General features: G+C 58.3%; 15 protein-coding genes. 8 read left to right on the top strand and 7 right to left on the bottom strand.

Features of this window, described 5'->3' with window-relative positions; genetic code table 11:
• The first annotated feature begins 30 nt into the window (after positions 1-30).
• From AOG28_RS07120 to AOG28_RS07085, 8 genes are all read left to right on the top strand, one after another.
• Complete coding sequence (locus AOG28_RS07120; protein ID WP_054555855.1) at positions 31-1,149, top strand: ABC transporter permease; 1,119 nt, start codon at positions 31-33, stop codon at positions 1,147-1,149.
• A gap of 110 nt (positions 1,150-1,259) precedes the next feature.
• Positions 1,260-2,042, top strand: a complete 783-nt coding sequence (locus tag AOG28_RS07115) for an ATP-binding cassette domain-containing protein (RefSeq protein WP_054556104.1) — start codon at positions 1,260-1,262, stop codon at positions 2,040-2,042.
• A gap of 117 nt (positions 2,043-2,159) precedes the next feature.
• Entirely contained in the window at positions 2,160-4,151 is a 1,992-nt protein-coding gene (locus AOG28_RS07110) for a bifunctional 5-dehydro-2-deoxygluconokinase/5-dehydro-2-deoxyphosphogluconate aldolase (protein WP_054555854.1), read from the top strand.
• Positions 4,148-6,025, top strand: coding sequence for a 3D-(3,5/4)-trihydroxycyclohexane-1,2-dione acylhydrolase (decyclizing) (gene iolD, locus AOG28_RS07105; protein WP_054555853.1), 1,878 nt, complete (start codon positions 4,148-4,150; stop codon positions 6,023-6,025). The genes AOG28_RS07110 and iolD (AOG28_RS07105) overlap by 4 nt, the downstream gene beginning before the upstream one ends.
• Positions 6,026-6,136: 111 nt before the next feature.
• Positions 6,137-7,042: a myo-inosose-2 dehydratase gene (gene iolE, locus AOG28_RS07100; RefSeq protein WP_054555852.1), complete on the top strand. Its 906-nt coding sequence runs from the start codon at positions 6,137-6,139 to the stop codon at positions 7,040-7,042.
• Between the two features lie 198 nt (positions 7,043-7,240).
• Positions 7,241-8,743 (top strand): CoA-acylating methylmalonate-semialdehyde dehydrogenase, encoded by a 1,503-nt coding sequence (locus tag AOG28_RS07095; protein ID WP_054555851.1) that lies wholly within the window; start codon positions 7,241-7,243, stop codon positions 8,741-8,743.
• Between the two features lie 106 nt (positions 8,744-8,849).
• Complete coding sequence (locus AOG28_RS17685; protein ID WP_082388448.1) at positions 8,850-9,680, top strand: sugar phosphate isomerase/epimerase family protein; 831 nt, start codon at positions 8,850-8,852, stop codon at positions 9,678-9,680.
• A 46-nt stretch (positions 9,681-9,726) separates the two neighbouring features.
• Entirely contained in the window at positions 9,727-11,277 is a 1,551-nt protein-coding gene (locus AOG28_RS07085) for a sugar porter family MFS transporter (RefSeq protein WP_082388445.1), read from the top strand.
• A 152-nt stretch (positions 11,278-11,429) separates the two neighbouring features.
• On the opposite strand, the gene AOG28_RS07080 is transcribed toward AOG28_RS07085, so the two are convergent.
• The 7 genes from AOG28_RS07080 to AOG28_RS07050 all read right to left on the bottom strand — a co-directional run bounded on the left by AOG28_RS07080 (position 11,430) and on the right by AOG28_RS07050 (position 19,889).
• A complete protein-coding gene (locus tag AOG28_RS07080) occupies positions 11,430-11,825 on the bottom strand; it encodes a VOC family protein (RefSeq protein ID WP_054555848.1) in 396 nt (131 codons plus the stop codon).
• A gap of 160 nt (positions 11,826-11,985) precedes the next feature.
• Positions 11,986-13,491 (bottom strand): sugar porter family MFS transporter, encoded by a 1,506-nt coding sequence (locus AOG28_RS07075; RefSeq protein WP_082388443.1) that lies wholly within the window; start codon positions 13,489-13,491, stop codon positions 11,986-11,988.
• Between the two features lie 164 nt (positions 13,492-13,655).
• The gene (locus AOG28_RS07070; RefSeq protein WP_054555847.1) at positions 13,656-14,564 is read right to left on the bottom strand and encodes a TIM barrel protein; all 909 of its coding nucleotides are present in this window, start codon (positions 14,562-14,564) and stop codon (positions 13,656-13,658) included.
• Positions 14,565-14,707: 143 nt separating this feature from the next.
• Positions 14,708-15,910, bottom strand: a complete 1,203-nt coding sequence (locus AOG28_RS07065) for a Gfo/Idh/MocA family protein (protein WP_054555846.1) — start codon at positions 15,908-15,910, stop codon at positions 14,708-14,710.
• A gap of 99 nt (positions 15,911-16,009) precedes the next feature.
• Positions 16,010-17,860 (bottom strand): 3D-(3,5/4)-trihydroxycyclohexane-1,2-dione acylhydrolase (decyclizing), encoded by a 1,851-nt coding sequence (gene iolD / locus AOG28_RS07060; protein WP_054555845.1) that lies wholly within the window; start codon positions 17,858-17,860, stop codon positions 16,010-16,012.
• A gap of 419 nt (positions 17,861-18,279) precedes the next feature.
• Positions 18,280-19,044, bottom strand: a complete 765-nt coding sequence (locus tag AOG28_RS07055) for an SDR family NAD(P)-dependent oxidoreductase (protein ID WP_054555844.1) — start codon at positions 19,042-19,044, stop codon at positions 18,280-18,282.
• Between the two features lie 62 nt (positions 19,045-19,106).
• The gene (locus AOG28_RS07050) at positions 19,107-19,889 is read right to left on the bottom strand and encodes an HpcH/HpaI aldolase family protein (protein ID WP_054555843.1); all 783 of its coding nucleotides are present in this window, start codon (positions 19,887-19,889) and stop codon (positions 19,107-19,109) included.
• Between the last annotated feature and the right edge of the window lie 28 nt (positions 19,890-19,917).

Genomic DNA, 19,917 nt, shown 5'->3' with positions numbered 1-19,917 from the left:
CTCTCAGTGAGGGCGCCAGGAGAGAGCATCATGACTGATCACACTGTCAGTGCCGTTCCGGCCGCTGATGACGAACGGCTGCGCCGCGTTCACCCCCTCAAGGCCGCGCTGAAACGTCCTGAATTTGGCGCCATTGCCGGCACCATCCTGGTATTTGCCTTCTTCTCTGTCGCCGCTTCGGGGACAGGCATGTTCAGCTTGGCGGGCATCCTCAACTTCCTGGAAGTCTCTGCGCAGCTAGGCATTCTCGCGATCGCGGCGTCGCTGCTAATGATCGGCGGTGAATTCGACCTTTCTCTCGGCTCCATGATCGGCTTTGCCGGCATCTTGATTGCCATCCCTGCCGTGCAATACGGCTGGCCCCTCTGGCTGGCCATTACTTTCGCCTTTGCTTGTGCCGCCCTGATTGGCTGGATTAACGGCTATCTGGTGATGCGGACAGGCCTGCCCTCCTTCATCGTCACACTGGGCTTTCTGTTCATCCTGCGCGGCCTGGCCATCGGCCTGACCCGCTTGACGACTGGACGCACCCAAGTCAGCGGTCTGCAAGAGATTGCCGATCATGACTGGTTGGCACCGTTTTTCTCCGGCGAGGTAGTTACTGGCCTCTTCAGCTGGATGGCAGCCCAAGGCTGGATTGCCACCAACTTCGCGGGAAATCCAAGTGTCACTGGTGTCCCGGTCTCTATCGTCTGGTGGATTGTACTGGCCGCTGCCGCGACCTGGCTGCTGCTTTACACCCGCTTCGGCAACTGGATATTCGCCTGCGGCGGTGATGTGAATGCTGCACGCAACGTCGGCGTCCCTGTAATGAAGGTCAAGATCCTGCTGTTTATCTTTACCGCTGTCGCCGCCACCATCTTTGCCTGCCTGCAAGTCATGGATACCGGTTCAGCCGACACGACTCGCGGTCTGCTCAAGGAACTGGAAGCCATCATCGCCGTCGTCATCGGCGGAGCCCTGCTGACAGGCGGATATGGCTCTGCCGTGGGTGCCGTATTCGGTGCGCTTATCTTCGGCACGGTACAGATGGGCATCTTCTACACCGGCGTTAACACTGACTGGTTCAAGGTCTTCCTCGGCGCCATGCTCCTGATCGCAGTACTGTTCAACAATTACGTGCGCAAGAAAGCTCTGGAGGCTAAGTAATGACTACTAACGCCAACCTGCAACAGACGCCGGAACAGACTACGACCGTCGCCGATCGCGCCAGAGGCGATACTCCTAAAGCCGCTGACACCCGCACTCCTCTTATCGAGATGCAGGCTGTCGATAAGCACTTCGGTAACGTTGTCGCTCTTTCCAATATTTCATTGAAAGTCTACGCAGGCGAAGTCATGTGTCTGCTCGGCGATAACGGCGCAGGCAAGTCCACCCTCATCAAGACTCTGTCAGGCGTGCATGCCCCGACCCACGGTGAACTGCTGCTGGAGGGAAGCCCTGCCAACTTCACGTCTCCCGGCCAGGCACTCGATGCTGGCATCGCAACGGTCTTCCAGGACCTCGCAATGATTCCCTTGATGTCGATCACCCGTAATTTCTTCATGGGCCGTGAGCCCACCAAGGGATTCGGTCCTTTCAAATATGTGGACTGGGAGTTTGCGGATCGGGTGGCACGTGAAGAGATGGCCAAGATCGGGATCGATGTGCGTGACCCGTCTCAACCCGTCGGCACGCTGTCAGGCGGCGAACGCCAGTGTGTCGCAATCGCACGCGCTGTCTACTTCGGTGCCAAGGTGCTCATTCTGGATGAGCCAACGTCAGCACTAGGTGTCAAGCAAGCATCGAAGGTACTGCGCTATATCGCTCAGGCGCGCAACCGAGGGCTCGGCGTCATCTTCATCACGCATAACGTCCATCACGCCTACCCCATCGGTGATGCCTTTACTCTGCTCAAGCGCGGCACCTCATTAGGAAGCTGGCGCAAAGAGGACATCACTCGTGAGGAAGTGCTCAACATGATGGCCGGTGGCGAGGAAATGGCCAGCCTGGATGCAGAGTTGGCGGAGTTCCAACGGACGGATTCCGCCTCTGTTGCCTGACCGCGAGCAGGCGTACACGTAGATCATCAATAAGCACTACGGGGCTCCCCCCGATACCTCGATCTACATCGATTATTGTCAATGCCGGGTAACACCGGCCCATTAAGGGATATGCCCATGACGCGCCACTCTCCTCACTCACCGGATCTGGATGTCATTTGCCTCGGCCGCGTCGCCGTTGACCTCTACGCTGAACAGATCGGTGCGCGTCTCGAGGACGCCACCAGCTTCAAGAAATACCTGGGCGGGAGCTCCGGCAATATGGCGTATGGTACGGCACGCCTTGGACTCAAATCCTCGATGCTAGCTCGAGTTGGCAACGAGCAGATGGGGGAATTTCTGCGCGAAGAGCTCACCTCGGCCGGTTGTGATGTCAGCCACTTAATCCGCGATCCTGAACGCCTGACGGGCCTGGTGCTCCTCGGCATCAAGGACAAAGACCAGTTCCCCCTACTCTTTGTTCGTAACGACTGTGCTGACATGGCCATTGATGAAGATGATGTCGATCCGGCATTTATCTCCCGAGCACGTGCCTTAGCCATCACCGGCACTCATCTCTCTACACCGCGTACGCAGCGCGCTGCTCGCAAGGCACTGGATGCTGCACGAAACGCTGGTGTAAAGCGTGTCTTGGACATCGACTACCGGCCAGTACTCTGGGGGCTGACCAGCATTGGCGATGGCGAGACTCGGTTCGTCGCGGATGAAAGCGTAAGCCAGCACATGGCACGTTGGCTTGGCGACTTTGACCTGATCGTCGGCACGGAAGAAGAGTTTCACATTGCCGGCAACAGTACCGACACGCTAGAAGCGCTGCGTGAAGTTCGCCGTCATAGCGAGGCAGTGCTCGTGTGCAAGATAGGGGCGCGTGGCTGCGTCATCTTCGAAGAAGAGATCCCGCAACAACTGGAAGAGGGCATTCTGGTCGAGGGCGTCAAGGTCGAGGTCATGAATGTACTCGGTGCCGGCGATGCTTTCATGAGCGGTTTCCTGCGTGGCTACCTGCGCGATGAAAGTTGGGAAACTTGCGGCCATTACGCCAACGCGTGCGGCGCCTTGGTGGTGTCCCGTCACGGGTGTGCACCAGCCATGCCCACAGAAGCGGAACTGTTCGATTATCTGAGCCGCCGCGAGTCCGTGCCTCGCCCGGATCTTGATGGTCATCTAACCCACTTGCATCGCGTCACCACCCGTCGTGTAGCGCACTGGGACAGCGTGCTGGGACTGGCATTCGACCATCGCCGTCAATTCCTGGACATGGCACGCGATGTCGAAGGTAACCCCGATCGCCTGCCTCGCTTGAAGCAGTTACTGGTACAAGCCACCCGCACAGCGGCACAGCAGGCCGGCATCACACGGCCGGCGATCCTCTGTGATGATGTCTTGGGCCAGGATGCACTCAATGACACCGCTGAACTGGAATGGTGGGTCGGCCGCCCGGTCGAGCTCCCCAGCTCACGCCCACTTCGCTTCCAGCATGGCGATGACATCGGTAGCCAGCTGAGACGCTGGCCGCGCCACCACATCGTGAAGTGCCTGGTGTTCTACCACCCCGATGACGAAGCCACACTGCGCCTTGACCAGGAAGCCCGCTTGCGCCAGCTGTATGACGCTTGCTGCATTTCCGGACATGAACTGCTGATTGAAGTGATTCCGCCACGTCAGGCAGACGCCCCCACCTGCGATGAGACCACCATTCCGCGCAGTCTGGAGCGTCTCTACAACCTCGGCATTCGTCCCGATTGGTGGAAACTTCCGGCTCTTACAGCCCAGGGCTGGGAAAAGGTGAACCAAATCATCAGTACACGCGATAGCTGGTGTCACGGTGTCGTACTTCTGGGACTGGATGCCCCCATCGAAGACGTAAAGCGTGGATTCGAACAGGCAGCACGTTTCCCGATCTGCAAAGGGTTCACCGTCGGCCGTACATTATTCACCGCCCCCAGCCAAGCTTGGCTTTCGGGCACTATCGATGACGCGACCCTGACCCGACAGGCTGCTGACAACTATCTCGAATTGATTACCCATTGGCAGAAACTGCGTGATGCCTATTGCAACGCAGAGGATGCCAGTCCTGCCACCACGCTCGCAGAAGGAGTCCTGCAATGAGCTCTGTTTCTCACTCAGCGGCAGCGCCGGGTACCGTGCGCCTGACAGTCGCTCAGGCATTGGTGCGATACCTGAGTGCGCAATATATCGAGCAAAACGGACAGGAAGTCCCCTTGTTCGGTGGCTGCTTTGCCATCTTCGGCCACGGCAATGTGGCAGGCCTTGGCGAGGCCTTGCACGCTGCAAGTGATGCGTTCCCCACCTATCGTGCTCATAACGAACAAGGCATGGCCAATGCTGCCATCGCCTATGCCAAGGCGAACAACCGTCGCCGAATCATGGCGTGCACCTCGTCCATCGGACCTGGTGCCACCAACATGGTGACCTCTGCCGGGCTTGCCCATGTCAACCGATTACCGGTGCTGTTCTTGCCCGGCGACACCTTCGCCAGCCGCGCACCAGATCCGGTGCTTCAACAGGTCGAACATTTCAACGACCCCGGCCTGAGCGTCAATGATTGCTTCCGACCTGTTTCGCGCTTCTTTGATCGCATCACACGGCCGGAACAGTTGCTGACCAGCCTTCCCCAAGCATTGGCGACGCTGTTGGATCCCGTGGACTGCGGCCCTGCCACCCTGTGTCTGCCACAGGACGTCCAGACGCTGGCATACGACTGGCCTACCGATTTCTTCGACCGCCAGCTCCATCGTATCCGCCGTGCTCCTGTCGCCCAGGAAGAGCTTGTGATGGCGTTAGACACGCTCCGCTCAGCCAAGCGCCCACTTTTGATTGCAGGCGGTGGCGTGCACTACAGCGAGGCGTGCGATGCTCTATCCACCTTTGCCGAGCAGCACGGTATCCCCGTGGTCGAAACACAGGCAGGCAAAGGTGCCCTGCCTTGGAGCCACGCTCGCAATATGGGCGCGATTGGGGTGACGGGCGCGGCCAGCGCCAATCAGCTGGCACGTGAAGCAGATGTCATTCTGGCCATCGGTTCACGACTCCAAGACTTTACCAGCGGCTCTCGCACGCTCTTTGAAGCCGCCGATCAAACACTCATCAGCCTCAATGTCGGTCGCTTCGATGCCGTCAAGCATGGCGCACAGCAGCTGCAGTGCGACGCACTGCGCGGAATAGAATCTTTAACGACGGGGCTAGCCGACTGGGCTGCACCAGATAGCTGGGTGCAACGCCAATCTGGGCTCAAGCAGGAATGGGAAGCGGTCAGGGAAAGCGTGATGGCTGACCAGGCACTCTCGCTGCCAACCGATGCTCAGGTACTCGGTGCCGTAAATCGTCAAGCGACAGAAGACACCACCGTGGTCTGTGCCGCCGGCGGCTTACCAGGTGAGCTTCACAAGCTATGGGCAGCCACTGTCCCCGGCAGTTATCACGTGGAATATGGCTTCTCATGCATGGGCTATGAACTGGCCGGCGGGATGGGCGTCAAGATGGCTCACCCATCGCGTGATGTGACCGTCGTAGTGGGAGACGGTAGTTACCTGATGCTTAACTCCGAGCTGGCCACCTCAGTGATGCTGGGCCACAAATTGACCGTCGTCGTGCTCGATAACCGAGGCTACGGCTGCATCAATCGCCTACAACACGCGACTGGCGGTGCCGGTTTCAACAATCTGCTCAAGGACTGTCGCACCGTTCCGGAAGGCGCTCCCAAGGTGGATTTTGCGGCACACGCTCGTGCGCTGGGCTGTCAGGCCGAACAGGTCACAGGGATTGGCGAACTGGAAGCCGCCCTCGAGCGTGCCCGGGCCTCAGAGACAACCTACGTCATCGCGCTAGACACTGATCCGTTGCCCTCCACCCAGGAAGGCGGGCACTGGTGGGAGGTCGCCATTCCCGAGGTCAGCGAACGTACTGAGGTCCGTGACGCCTACCAGGGCTATGTGACGCAAAAACAGCAACAAGCTCACTAAAACATCCACAGGGTCGGGTGCAGGCAGCCTCTCCGGCCCTGAGTCTACGCCATGCCCTCGGAGGCCACGGTGCCTCCTTGCACACTCAATATCTCGAAGAAGGATACCGCCATGAGCATTCGCCTAGGCATCAACCCGCTGACCTGGACCAATGATGATCTACCGAGCCTCGGTGCCGACACACCGCTGGAGGTATGTCTCAGCGAAGGCCGCCAGGCAGGTTTTGCTGGTTTCGAGCTAGGAAACAAATTCCCGCGCACCCCCGACGCCCTGTCTCAGGTACTCAATGCTCACGATCTGGCGTTGGTATCTGGCTGGTACTCAAGCCGTCTGCTGGAGCGTAGCATCGAGGAAGAGCTGGAAGCCCTGAATGATCATCTTCAGCTGCTCAAGACGTGTGGCGCTACTGTCATGGTGTATTGCGAAGTCAGCCGCTGTGTACATGGGGATCAAGACACTCCTGTCTCACGCCGCCCCGTCATGAATGATGCCGATTGGGAGCGTTTAACAACCGGCCTGGATGCTGTCGCAAAAGAGATGGCGTCTCAAGGCGTGGAAATGGCTTATCACCATCACATGGGCACCGTCATCGAGAGTGAAGCCGATGTGGACCGTTTGATGGCCTCCACACAACACGTGAAGCTGTTGCTGGATGCCGGTCACCTGACCTATGCCGGTGGCGATCCCGTCGCCGTGGCACGCAAGCATGGCAAACGCATTACCCACGTCCACTGCAAGGACATCCGTATGGCACTGATGGACAACGCGATCAACCGTGACAAGTCCTTCCTGGATGCCGTACTGGATGGCGTTTTCACCGTGCCGGGAGACGGCGGTGTTGACTTTGCCGCGCTTTTCACCGAGCTGAAGCGTCAGGGATATGGTCAGCACGATGATCGCTGGCTGGTTGTAGAGGCCGAGCAAGACCCTGCCGTCGCCGACCCGCTGACTTACGCGACGCTCGGTCACGACAACCTGGCTCATCTCGCACGCGAGGCAAAGCTGATCAACGCCTGATTCATCTGCTGATTCAAAGTTTTCCGAAAGGTTTGGGCCGGGATGATGTGGCAACCGCGCTCAACAAATAGCACGGTTCTTATTCCTCTGCGCACGGAGGGAGCCGGCTCTAGGCCACCAGGCTGCATAGACAGCCCGCACGACTCAGATTACTTCGCTTGAGTCAGCGCCAATACCACTCTCCACGAGGACACGTTCATGCAACAGTTACATCACTTCATCAATGGTCAAACGCAACCCGGCGACAGCGGTCGTAATGCACCAGTCTATAACCCGGCCACTGGCGAGCAGTCCGCAAGTGTGTCACTGGCCAGTGCCGAGGAAACCCGCTCCGCCATAGCTGCCGCCAGCGCCGCCTTCCCCGGCTGGTCCAACACCTCAGCCCTCAAGCGCTCACGCATCCTGTTCCGCTTCAAGGCACTGCTGGAAAAGCATAGCGACGAACTCGCCACACTGATTTCGCGTGAGCACGGCAAAGTGCATTCGGATGCGCTCGGTGAGGTGACTCGCGGCATGGAAGTCGTCGAATTCGCCTGTGGCATGCCCCACCTTCAAAAAGGTGAACACTCTCTTAATGTCGGTACCGGCGTAGACAGCCACTCTCTGATGCAACCGCTAGGTGTCTGCGCAGGCATCGCCCCGTTCAACTTCCCGGCCATGGTACCGATGTGGATGTTCCCCATTGCCCTGGCAACCGGCAATACCTTCATCATGAAGCCTTCGGAGAAAGATCCCTCTGCTCCGCTGCGCATGGCAGAACTGCTGACGGAAGCCGGCCTGCCGCCGGGCGTATTCAACGTCGTCAATGGGGACAAGGAAGCCGTCGATGTCCTGCTGACCGATGAGCGCGTCGAGGCCGTTTCCTTTGTCGGCTCCACCCCGATCGCCGAATACATTTATTCCACAGCTTCAGCACATGGCAAGCGTGTTCAGGCCCTGGGGGGGGCGAAGAATCATATGGTCGTGATGCCGGATGCCGATCTGGATCAGGCCGCAGACGCCCTGATGGGAGCGGCGTACGGCAGTGCTGGTGAGCGCTGCATGGCGATCTCCGTCGCAGTACCGATCGGTGAGCAAACCGCTCAGCGACTGCGTGACAAGATCCTCGAGCGGATGGCCACCCTGCGAGTTGGCCCCGGCGAAGTCGAGGGGCAAGAAAATGACATGGGACCGCTGATCTCGCGCGTGCATGCCGACAAGGTTATCGAGTTCATCGACAGCGGTGTCGAGCAAGGTGCGGAGCTGGTCGTGGACGGCCGTGACATCAAGGTCCCGGGGCACGAGAACGGCTATTTCGTGGGCGCGACCCTCTTTGATCATGTGCGCCCTGACATGCGCATCTACGCCGAAGAAATCTTCGGGCCGGTTTTGTGTCTGGTTCGCCAGGAATCACTCGACGAGGCAATTGCCCTCATCAATGCCCACGAGTATGGCAACGGCACAGCCATCTTCACTCGCGACGGTGATGCTGCCCGCCAATATACCACTCGCATTCAGGTCGGCATGGTCGGCGTGAATGTGCCGATCCCTGTCCCGATGGCATTCCATAGCTTTGGCGGTTGGAAGCGCTCTCTCTTTGGCCCGCTTCACATGCACGGCCCGGATGGTGTGCGTTTCTATACCCGCATGAAGGCTGTCACGACTCGCTGGCCAGATGGCCTGCGCAGCGAAACCAGTCACTTCACCATGCCGACTCTCTGATCCAACACTCCCTGTAGGTCGGGCATGCCAACTCGTGAATTGCCCGACCTCTTGATCATCACGCCTTGCCAAGCTGGCAAGGCTATGACCGCCATGGAGGCATGTCATGAAATTAGGTGTCTGTACCTGGACCTTCGGCCCTCAACCGATCGAAGATATTTTCGCTCGCGTGGCACGGCTGGGGTTTGATGGAGTTGAACTGCACGGCGACCTGGAAACCTTCACTCCAGAGGCAATCCTTGCACTGTGCCAAATTCATAGATTACAAGTTTTCTCACTGACGCCAGGGGATTGTGATCCCGCCTCCCCACATGCTTCAGATCGGCAGGCAGCCGATAGTTATTATCGAGATCTCATTGATTTTGCTCAGGCACTGGGCGGAGCACGCGTATCACTGCACGGGCTTGTGGGGCGCATTCGCGCCGCAGAGGGCAGCGATCAAGATAGCGAATATCGCCACTTGGTCGAGGCACTGAAACCATTATGTGAGTACGCCGCCGAACGCGATATGCCCTTGGTCTATGAAGTTCTCAATCGCTACGAGTCTCATCTTGTCAATACCGCGGCGCAATGCCGCAAGCTTATTCAGGATGTCGGCAGCTCCCAGCTCAAGGTGCTGCTGGATGCCTACCACATGAATATCGAGGAAGCTGACCCCGTACGTGCACTTGCCGAGACTGGTGATCAACTTGGACTTTATCATGTTGCCGACTCCAATCGCGGCGGTATCGGTCAAGGGCACAGCCACTTGGCGGATCAGTTTACTCAGCTTCAGGCCATGCAATACGCCGGCCCAATCATCGTTGAAGCACCTGCCATGGGCCCTGACCCATTTACCCCCGTCAAGACAGGCGATTATCTATCAGTTCTGGAAGATCAGCTGACACGAAGTGTCTCGGCCCTTCGTGAACACTTTGCGATCGTCGAGACCGCCTAATACTACCTAGAAGGTATACCCCACAGAGCCGCCTAACTTCAGCTCTATGGGCATAACAACATCTCGAGCAGCGAGTCACGCCAACCCACTAGACTGCTCGAAGCCATCTGCGCGGGACGTAGCCACGTCCAAACGCTGGAGATTCCGTATGACCGATAAACGCTCGCCCGACGGGGCCATTACTTCCCTGTCACGTCAGCAACTCAGCTATTTGATTCGTATCACGCTGATTGCCACCTTGGGAGGCCTGCTGTTCGGCTATGACACCGGCGTCATTTCTGGGGCCATTGGCCCCATCGCTGAATACTTCCAACTGACGCCCGCAGAAAAGGGCTGGGCCGTATCTTCCGTGGTCATCGGCTGTATTGGAGGTGCCATCTGTGCCGGTTGGGTCTCTATCCGCTTTGGCCGCCGTATGGCCTTCCTGATAGCTGCCATACTTTTTCTCCTCTCAGCCATCGGCTCCGCTACAGCAACAGATTTCACCTATTACACGCTATGGCGCATCTTGGGCGGAATGGCAGTAGGCCTAGCTAGCGTGGTAGCACCGATGTATATCTCCGAGATGTCGCCAGGCCATCTGAGAGGCCGTACTGTCAGTCTTTTCCAACAGTCCATCGTCTTCGGTCAAATGGTAGTGTTCTTCGTGAATTACTTCATTGCCAAAGGCATGGCCGAACACTGGATGGTCGATTATGGCTGGCGCTGGATGCTGGGCTCTGAGGCTCTCCCGGCCCTGCTCTTCGGTCTCTTGCTGCTATTTATTCCTGAGTCGCCGCGCTGGCTGGTGCTCAGAGGTCGCCACGAGCAAGCAAAAAGTGTCCTGAGCCGTTTTACCCCTACTGCAGAACTCGACAAAACACTCAACAGTATTGTCTCCTCCTATCGCGACAGTTCACGCGATAACCTGGTCAGTTTGCGGGAGCGCGGACTCTTAGGATTGGTGATACTCGGTGTGTTCATTGCCAGTGCTCAACAATTGACCGGTATTAACGTTGTCATGTATTACGCACCGGACGTGCTGTCCTCGGTAACCGCCAGTAGCGAGGACGCCTTGCTTCAAACCTCAATCATGGGTGTCACCTTTGTGGGTGGTAACCTGTTAGGCATGTTGTTGATCGACAAAGTAGGCCGCCGCCCGCTTCTCATCGCGGGGAGTATTGGTAGCATGATTGGGATGTGCGCCTTGGGCATCATTATCGGTCGTGATGCCGTGGGCTATGGCGCTTTGATTGCACTCATCGTCTACGTGGTGTCCTTCGCAATTTCATGGGGCTGTGTGTGCTGGACACTACTGTCAGAGATCTTCCCTAATGCCATTCGTGGACGTGCCATGGCGCTTGCGGTTGCCGGTCAATGGTTTGCGGGCTTCGTGGTCACACAAACCTTCCCGATGCTGCGAGAAAGTGCCTGGCTTAATAGCCTGTTCGGTAGTGGGTTCAGCTTCTGGCTCTACGCAGTACTAACCCTGCTGAGTCTTCTAGTAGTCCTCCGCTATGTCCCTGAAACAAAAGGTAAAACGCTGGAAGAGCTAGAAAACATCACTGGGACACGCCTTAGCAAGCGTCGTCGAGCACTGGCCAGTGCCAGCAGTTGATACTCTACCCTCGCCATCGTAAGACTGACTTGTCGTAACACCTGCCCCTTGCCTGCCATCATTTTGCGATGGCTCGCAAGGGGCAGGTGTTTAGCATCAGGAAAACGAGCCCCCTCGCTCTCCCAGATAACACCCCGAAGTTGGGGAGATACTCAACTCGACACCTGCCACTCGAATCCGGCCTCATCCCGGATCCCCACCCGGTTACCATCGGGATCATGCAGATGTATTGTCCTCCCCCAGGGCGTCTCTTCGATTTCGGCATCGATCCCCCATTCCCTGACATCCCTCAAGGCCTGTTCGATGTCGCTGACATTGAAGCGCAGCTTGGCGCTACCTTGCTCGGGACTCTTGCCTCCCTCAATCGCTCTTCCGCCCTGCTCGATCATTAAATATCCGTCTCCATAGGCCAGGCAGATCAGCCTGAAACCGCCATCCTCTTTATTGAACAGAAGCGGCAGTTCAAAAAGGCCCTGGTAGAACGCGACACACTCATCGAACCGCTCTGTATTCAATATCAGGCCATACCGTGCGACGTTATGCTTCATCCATGTGTCCTCTGGCTGTGGCTTGGTGTCCTTTGATCATGCCATCGGTATCAGGGCAGAACGATAGTGTCTGGTACAAGACACGCTCCCGCCAGCACATGAAGATTGCCAGCGGAAGTAGATAACGACGACTTGATGAACAGTCCAGAGCGCTCCTGGTTTACTCCGCGGTCAGTGGCAAGCCCTGACGAGCAAGACGACGGCGACGCTTGCTCAAGCGAGTGCCGGTGATGTTCTCGAGCTCCTCCAATGTCTTACCCTTGGTTTCCGGCACGTAACGCAGCACGATCATCAAGCTGATGAAGGTCAGGACAGCGTAGAGCCAGAAGCTGAATCCACCACCGACGAGTTCATTGAGGAAGTCGCTCTGGCGCATCATCGGGAAGGTCTGAGTGACAATGAAGCCCAGCAGCCACTGCGCCGCCACGGCCAGTGACATGGCTCGTGCGCGAATGGCATTGGGGAATATCTCGGAGACCAGTGTCCAGCAGACACAGCCCCAGGAGATGGCAAACGAGACGACATAGACGATCAGGGCGATCAAGGCACTGATGCCCGGTTCGCCATTGCCTATCACGACACCCAGGAAGGTCATGCCGACGATGCTGCCCAGGCTCCCCGCAATCAACAGCGGACGACGGCCGACCTTGTCGATCAAGAGCATGCCCAGCAGGTTACCGGCGACGAAGGTCACCCCCATGATGGAGGTCTGGAACAGGGCATCTTCATTGCTGGAAGTGACGGCGGACAACACATCCGGGGCGTAGTACATCACCACATTGATGCCGGTCAGTTGCTGGGCAGCTGCGATGAAGATCCCGATGGCCACCAGCCCCAGCATCCCCTTGGTACGCAGCGACGCGTGACGCTTGCTCTCATTGTGCTGGAAGGATTTCTGGATCTCGCCCAGCGTGCGTTCAATGGCGTCGCCATGATAGAAGCGCGCCAAGACTCGGCGGGCATCGTCCAGGCGCCCTTTCAGCACCAACCAACGTGGAGATTCCGGCACGAAAGGAATCAGCACCGCAAACAGAATGGAAATGATCGCTTCAGACCCCAGCATCCAGCGCCAGCCGTGATTCAGGATCCAGGTTTCCGCCATGCCCTTGGCAATGAAGTAGTTCACGAAGAACACCACCATCTGGCCAAAGACCACGGATTGCTGGAACAGACTGACGGTGCGCCCACGCATATAACCGGGTGACATCTCAGAGATATACATCGGTGCCATGACACTGGCCATGCCGACGGCAATCCCGCCGAGAATGCGCCACCAGATGTAGGCATCAAAGGTGCTCGCCAGGCCGGATCCCAGTGCTGACGCCGTGAACATCAACGCTGACAGCATGAAGACGGCCTTGCGCCCATAGGCAATGGACAGCCGTCCGGCGATGAGTGCGCCACCAATACAGCCGATGACCACAGATGAGACTGCCCAGCCCTTCTCGGCGGCGGACAGATCAAAATACTGCGCGATGGGCCCGATGGCCCCGGAGATGACGCCGGTGTCATAACCGAACAGCAGGCCACCCAAGGCGGCCACCAGAATGATCTTGATCAGGAAGACAAGCTGCGCTGGCGTCAGCTTTTCTTGATTGTCGGGTGAGGAGGAATCGGTGGATGCTGAGGGGGTAGCGGTGTCGCTACCGGGGTGTGAAGTGGGCATGACGACCTCTCGTGATCGATTGTTATAGTATTACGAGAACTGCTGAGGCAGGTGTGGCTCGAGTGCTCGTGGCATCTGACGCACCACGCTATCGAGACAAGTCATTGCGGTATCTTCCGTGCCCTGCCGTCTTCTGGCGCGATGACGACAGGGCTTCATGCGGATCAGGCTTCCGCCAGGCCCTTTTCAAGAATGCTGCGTTCAATGAATTCACGGCTTTCGCGGGCATTTTCCAGCGCGCTGTTGTCCTTGGTCGGGTCCACGTCCTGCTCGACGGTGATCCAGCCTTGATAGCCGATGGATTCCAGACTCTCGCGAACCGCATCAAAGTCGACACAGCCCTGGCCCAGCGGGCAGAACACGCCCTGGCCGATGGCGGTATAGAAGTCGATGCCATCCTTCACCACGTTTTCCAGCACCGGCGCCTGAATATCCTTGAAGTGGATATAGGCGACGCGCTTGCCATAGGTGCGAATCAGCTCGGCGGGGTCGATCCCGGCATAGGTGCAATGGCCGGTATCGATGCACAGCTTGATCAGGTCAGAGTCCAGCTCTTTCATGGCGCGATCGACTTCATCACGATACTCGATATAGGTGCCGGCATGCGGGTGAAGCACCGGCATCACGTCATATTCCTGACAGATTTCAGCCACTTGGCGGATAGTGACCATCATCTCGTTCCATTGCTCATCATTGAGACGTGTCGCGGTTTCCTGCTGGCCAGCCTCATCGGTGCGCGGCGAGCTGACGTGATCGATGATGACCATATAGTTGCCCTGCTGCGGCTTGAGCACTTCACAGGTCGCGCGGGTGTAATCCAGGATTTCCTGACGACGTGACGCGTCATGTAGATGCTTGAAGATGGTACCGGCGATCAGCTCGAGCCCTCGGCTGTCCAACGCGGACGCCAGTGCTGCCTGCTCGGTCGGCAGATAGTTGAGCGGACCCAGCTCCGTCGCCTTGAAGCCGGCACCGGCGATCTCATCCAGTACGGTCTGCCAGCTGGGGTTGGCGGGATTGTCGGCAAACTCGATACCCCAGGAACACGGTGCGTTGGAAAGCTTGATTTGCATGAGGATGTCCTTCTCTTTGGTGTTGTCGTTGTCTTTTGAAATAACCATCGTCAGTGGCGCAATGGCGAAGCGACCTCACAGAAACTACCAATCCATGGCGGTGATAGCGTCAGAGTGAGGCGCTCCAGATGCCGGCAGTCAGGTCAGAACGCGACCCAGCGATTCTCGTTGTCAGACGATTCCACACAGCACTCCAGCAACCGCACACCTTCGATACCGGCGTCGATATTGGGGAACCAGAGCGACTCCAACTCCTGCTCTGACAGACCGAGATGCTGAGTACTTCTGCCATCACGGCGCGCTTCGGCGCCCTGCATGGCGAGTGCATAGCGGTGATAGACATTGGCCCAGGATTCGAAGAAGCCTTCGGCATGCCCGCCACCGATGCGATTGCTATTCACGGCGCTGTCGCCTTCGGCGAGATAGCCCATGCCACGCTCGAGAATGCGGGCCGGCTCGCCCTGCACTTCCAGGCGCAACTGGTTGGGATACTCATCCCACCACTCGATACTGGCCTTCTCTCCCACCACGCGAATCTTCTGTTGGTGCATGGAACCCGCGTTCACGGCGCTGGCCCACAGCGACCCCACCGCGCCGTTCTGGTACTGGAGCAACACCTGGGCGTTGTCTTCCAGCGGCGCACGCGAGGCCACGAAACTCTGGCGGTGGCACATCAGGCGTTCGACCTTGAGTCCGGTGATGAACTGGCCGGCATAGAAGATGTGCGTCCCGAGATCCCCCAGCACATAAGTCGGCCCGGAAACGGCAGGACTGGTACGCCACTTGGCGCCGCTGCTGACCTGCTCCACCGGCTGGCTATGGAAGCCATGAGCGAATTGCATGTTGACCATGCGGATCTGCCCCAGCTCACCCGACTGCACCATGGCACGTGCCTGGTGCAGCATCTGATAGCCGCTATAGCCATACATGACACCGAAGACCAGACCGCGCGCCTGTGCTTCGGCCTTGAGCTCCTCGGCCTCGGCAACCGTGAAGGTCACCGGCTTTTCGCAGATCACATGCAGACCGGCCTTGAGCGCTGCCAGGCTGATGGCATGGTGGGTGCTGTTGGGCGTGGCGATGCTGACCGCCTGAATGCCGTCCTCGCGAGCAGCTTCGGCCTCGAACAGGCTGGCGTAATCCGGGTAGCAACGCTCTGGATCGAGTCCCAGGTTGGTGCCGAATTCACGCCCGCGTTCAGCGTCGAGATCGAAGGCACCGGCGACCAGCTGGAACAAGTTGTCACGATGGGCAGCAGCACGATGGGCGTGGCCGATTTCACTGCCACGGCCACCACCGACCATGGCCCAGCGCAGCGGTGCGATATTGTGTTCTTCATTGAACATCAGGGTTCTCCTGCAAATGCATGGGTGCTGGTAATTGGCGTTGTCATTCCAAGCGTGTTCATGAGGCCCGTTGCGGTGTGCGCCAGGCCTCACACAGAATCAGAGCCCGCGACGCTGATGGACACGGCCGGCATTCATGGCGGTGACCTGCGCTTCATCAACGTCCTCGCGGACGACTTCGGGTAGCCCCACATCCCACCAGCAGTCACAGGAAGACCACTTGCTGGAATCGATATCCACCACGATGACGTAGGTCCGCGGGCTCTCCTTGGCGCGCTGGTAGGCGGCCCGGAAATCACTGATGTCACTCAGGTGCTCACCATAGGCACCTTGCGACTGGGCATGCTTGAGGAAGTCGACGCGTACCAGCTCATCGGCCTGGCTGCGACAATCGGCCAGCATGTTGTTGAAGGACGGATTGCCACTGTTGCTCTGCAGCTTGTTGATGACCGCAAACCCGGCGTTGTCACACACCAGCACGATCATCTTGTGGCCCGTCAGCACCGAGCTGTAGATGTCGGAATTCATCATCATGTAGGAGCCATCGCCGACCAGGACCACGACCTCGTTGTCGGGATTGGCGATCTTGGCGCCCCAGCCACCCGCCACTTCATATCCCATGCAGGAGAAGCCGAACTCGATATCGAACTTGCCGAGCTGCTTGCTCTGCCAGTTCATGTTGAGCTCTGCCGGCAAGCCACCGGCGGCAGTCAGCACGGTATCGCCGGGTTCCTGCACCGCATTGACGCTGGCAATGACCTGGGCGTAGGACGCCATCTCGCCGGGCGTGATCTCGCCACGGTTGGCGCACAGGGATTTCCACTCGGCGACCTCAGCCTGGCCCTTTTCCAGCCAGCGCTGATCGGCTTGCCATTCACCCAACCCGGAATCAAGACGCTCCAGCGTGTGGCGAGCATCGCCGATGACCGCCATGGCGCGATGCTTGATGGCATCCATATGCGCCACGTTGACTGACACGATCTTCAGCGCTGGATTACGAAACACCGACCAGGATCCGGTGGTGAAGTCCTGCAGGCGTGTGCCAATGGCCACCAGCACATCACATTGTGCCGCCATGGCATTGGCGGAATTCGAGCCAGTCACACCAATCGGGCCGATATTGCAGGGGTGGGATTGCAGCAGCGAAGAACGGCCCGCGATCGTCTCGACCACCGGAATATTACGACGTTGTGCAAAGTCGGCCAGCAACTGATTGGCTTCGGAATAATGAACGCCACCGCCAGCGATGATCAGCGGCTTCTCCGCCTTTTCCAGCAGGGAAATGGCATCCTGTACAGCACGCGTATCGGCTTCCGGGCGACGAATATGATGGATGCATTCTTCGAAGAGTGCCTCTGGATAGTCATAGGCAACGCCCTGAATATCCTGTGGCAATGAAATCATGACCGGCCCGCAATTGGCGGGATCCGTCAGCGTCGCGATCGCTGTCGGCAAGGACTGCATGATCTGTGCGGGATGAGTGATGCGATCCCAATAGCGAGTGACGGGCTTGAAGGCATCATTGACGCTCAGGCCTGGTTGATGGGCATGCTCGACCTGCTGCAGCACCGGGTCTGGCAGGCGTGAGACATGGGCATCGCCGGCGAACATCAGCAACGGAAGGCGGTTAGTGTGCGCAATACCCGCAGCCGTGATCATGTTGGTGGCACCCGGCCCGATGGAGGTGCTGGCGATCCCGATGCGCTGGCGCTTGTTGGCCTTGGCGTAGGCAACGGCGGCAACCGCCATGGACTGCTCATTCTGGCCGCGCCAGATCGGGATCGTGTCCTGGATGTTGTGCAGCTGCTGCCCCAGACAGGTCACGTTACCGTGGCCAAAGATGGCGAACCCGCAACCGAACAAGGTCTCGACACTGCCATCGAGTTCAATCTTCTGCGCCGCTAGGTATCTGGCGATGGCTTCGGAGACGGTCAATTTTATCGTTTTCATTCCTCTCTCCCGACGAGCATATGGCGTTGTTTTATTGTGTGCATTCAGGTCGAAAAATCCGCACCTGAAGCTCAGTGATGATGACGTAGGAAAATGATGGTCAGCGCTGAATTCTTCGCCGTTTGAAAAGACACTAGCAGCGCTTGAAAACGTTTTCACCTTCATTTTCAAAAAAAGTGCTTTCCTTGGATCAAAGTTCAATAAGGATGTCTTGGCATGATTGAAGCAGCCTATAAAACTGTCGCTTCGATCACCCTCATCCTATTGATCATCCCAAGGAGCACTCGATGCCACTCCGGCGATAGACGCCATCTCGTTGCCAGTGGCGCTGGCACGAAAAGCGCTTCATGGGGAGTGATGCATGCAAAACGCAGCCTCCCAAAACGCTCTGCGAAAACGCCATGACCACTTCAGCATGGCTAGACGAGGCCACCATCCACGATATAGGTCTGGGCCGTCATCATGCGACTGTCATCCGCTGCCAGGAACAACACCATCCGAGCCACATCCTCGGGCTGTACCCGCTGGTGCAGGCTCTGATTTTCCAATACCTGCTTCTCCAGCTCGGGATTCCACCACAGCGCCTTCTGACGCTCGGTAATGATCCACCCCGGCAGCACGGTATTGACGCGAATCCCCGCATCCCCCATGTCACGCGACAAGGTGCGCGTCAGACCGATGGTGGCCGCCTTCGCGCTTGAATAGGCCGAGATGTCCCGCGAGCGACGCAGGAAGCTGGGCGAGCTGAAATTGATGATCGACCCGCCGCCCGCCGCCTGCATCCCGGCAAAGACTGCCTGACAGGCAAACACCACATGGCGAAGATTGGTGGCCTGAAGATCATCCCAAGTCTCGACATCCAGCTCCGTGAGCGGCACCCGGGTATCACGCGCGGCATTGTTGACCAGGGCCCCTATCGGCCCCCACTCATCGGCCGCTGCCTCGATGACCGTGCGCAGCTGCTGGATGTCAGTCACATCGCAATGTCGGTAATGAACCTCTCCTCCCTGATCGGTCAAACGCGCCGCCAGGGCCTCGCCAGAGGCATCATCGATATCGACGAAACTCACTCGCGCCTGCTGCTCACAGAAATGCTCTACCAAGGTCGCGCCGATGCCGCTGGCGCCGCCACTGATGAAGACATGCCGGCCTTCCAGGCTGGGATAACGTGCGAACTGATTCATTTTGCCTCTCCTCTGATAGCGTATCGCTGGCTCAGGCGAACGACTGCCACGGCCAGGTGCATTCAATAGCCTTCACAATGATTCGCGCTGCGCTCCATGTCCTTCAGTACTGCCTGGGCCCCTGTCATCAACAGACGCGTATCGGCTCCGACCGTGACCAGATCACAACCGCGCGCCAGCATCCGTCGCGCATGCGCGGCACTGCCGTTGTGAATACCGATGACGCTGCCGTGCTGCCGAGCCCGTGCAACAATCTCGTCGATCAAGATATCCATGGGGCCATCACCGTGATCGAACCCAGGTGTGTGCCCGTGTGACAACGCCAGATCCGCAGGGCCGATATAGATGCCATCCAGCCCCTCGACGGCCAGAATCTCTTCCAGGTTCGCCACGCCTTCGCGGGTCTCGATCATGCCCAGCACCAGCATCTCGTCATTGGCATGCTTCGCATAATCCGCTCCGCCATACAGCATGGCGCGGTGAGGGCCGAAGCTGCGCATCCCCAGCGGGGGATAACGACAGGCGGCCACCAGTGCCCTGACGTCATCGGCCGTATTGATCAAAGGCGCGATCACGCCATAGGCCCCCGCATCCAGCACCTTCATGATCAACCCCGGCTCCAGACTTGGCACCCGGACAAGCGGGACGGTGTCAGTGGTGGAGATGGCCGTCAGCATCGGCAGCAGATCGCTGTAATCGATCACCCCGTGCTGCATGTCGATGGTCAGGCTGTCCCAGCCCTGATGGGCCATGATCTCTGCCGAGAAGGCACACGGCATGGAGAGCCAGCCATTCACGACGCCCTCTTTTTGGGCAATGCGTTGCTTGAGGCGATTGAGGCGCATGGGGTCTCCCTCTGGAATTCATCAACGG

This window comes from Cobetia sp. UCD-24C, from assembly GCF_001306765.1.
Taxonomy (GTDB): Bacteria; Pseudomonadota; Gammaproteobacteria; order Pseudomonadales; family Halomonadaceae; genus Cobetia; species Cobetia amphilecti.
Note: the sequence above shows the minus strand (reverse complement) of the source record. Positions and strands in the feature narration are given on the sequence as shown.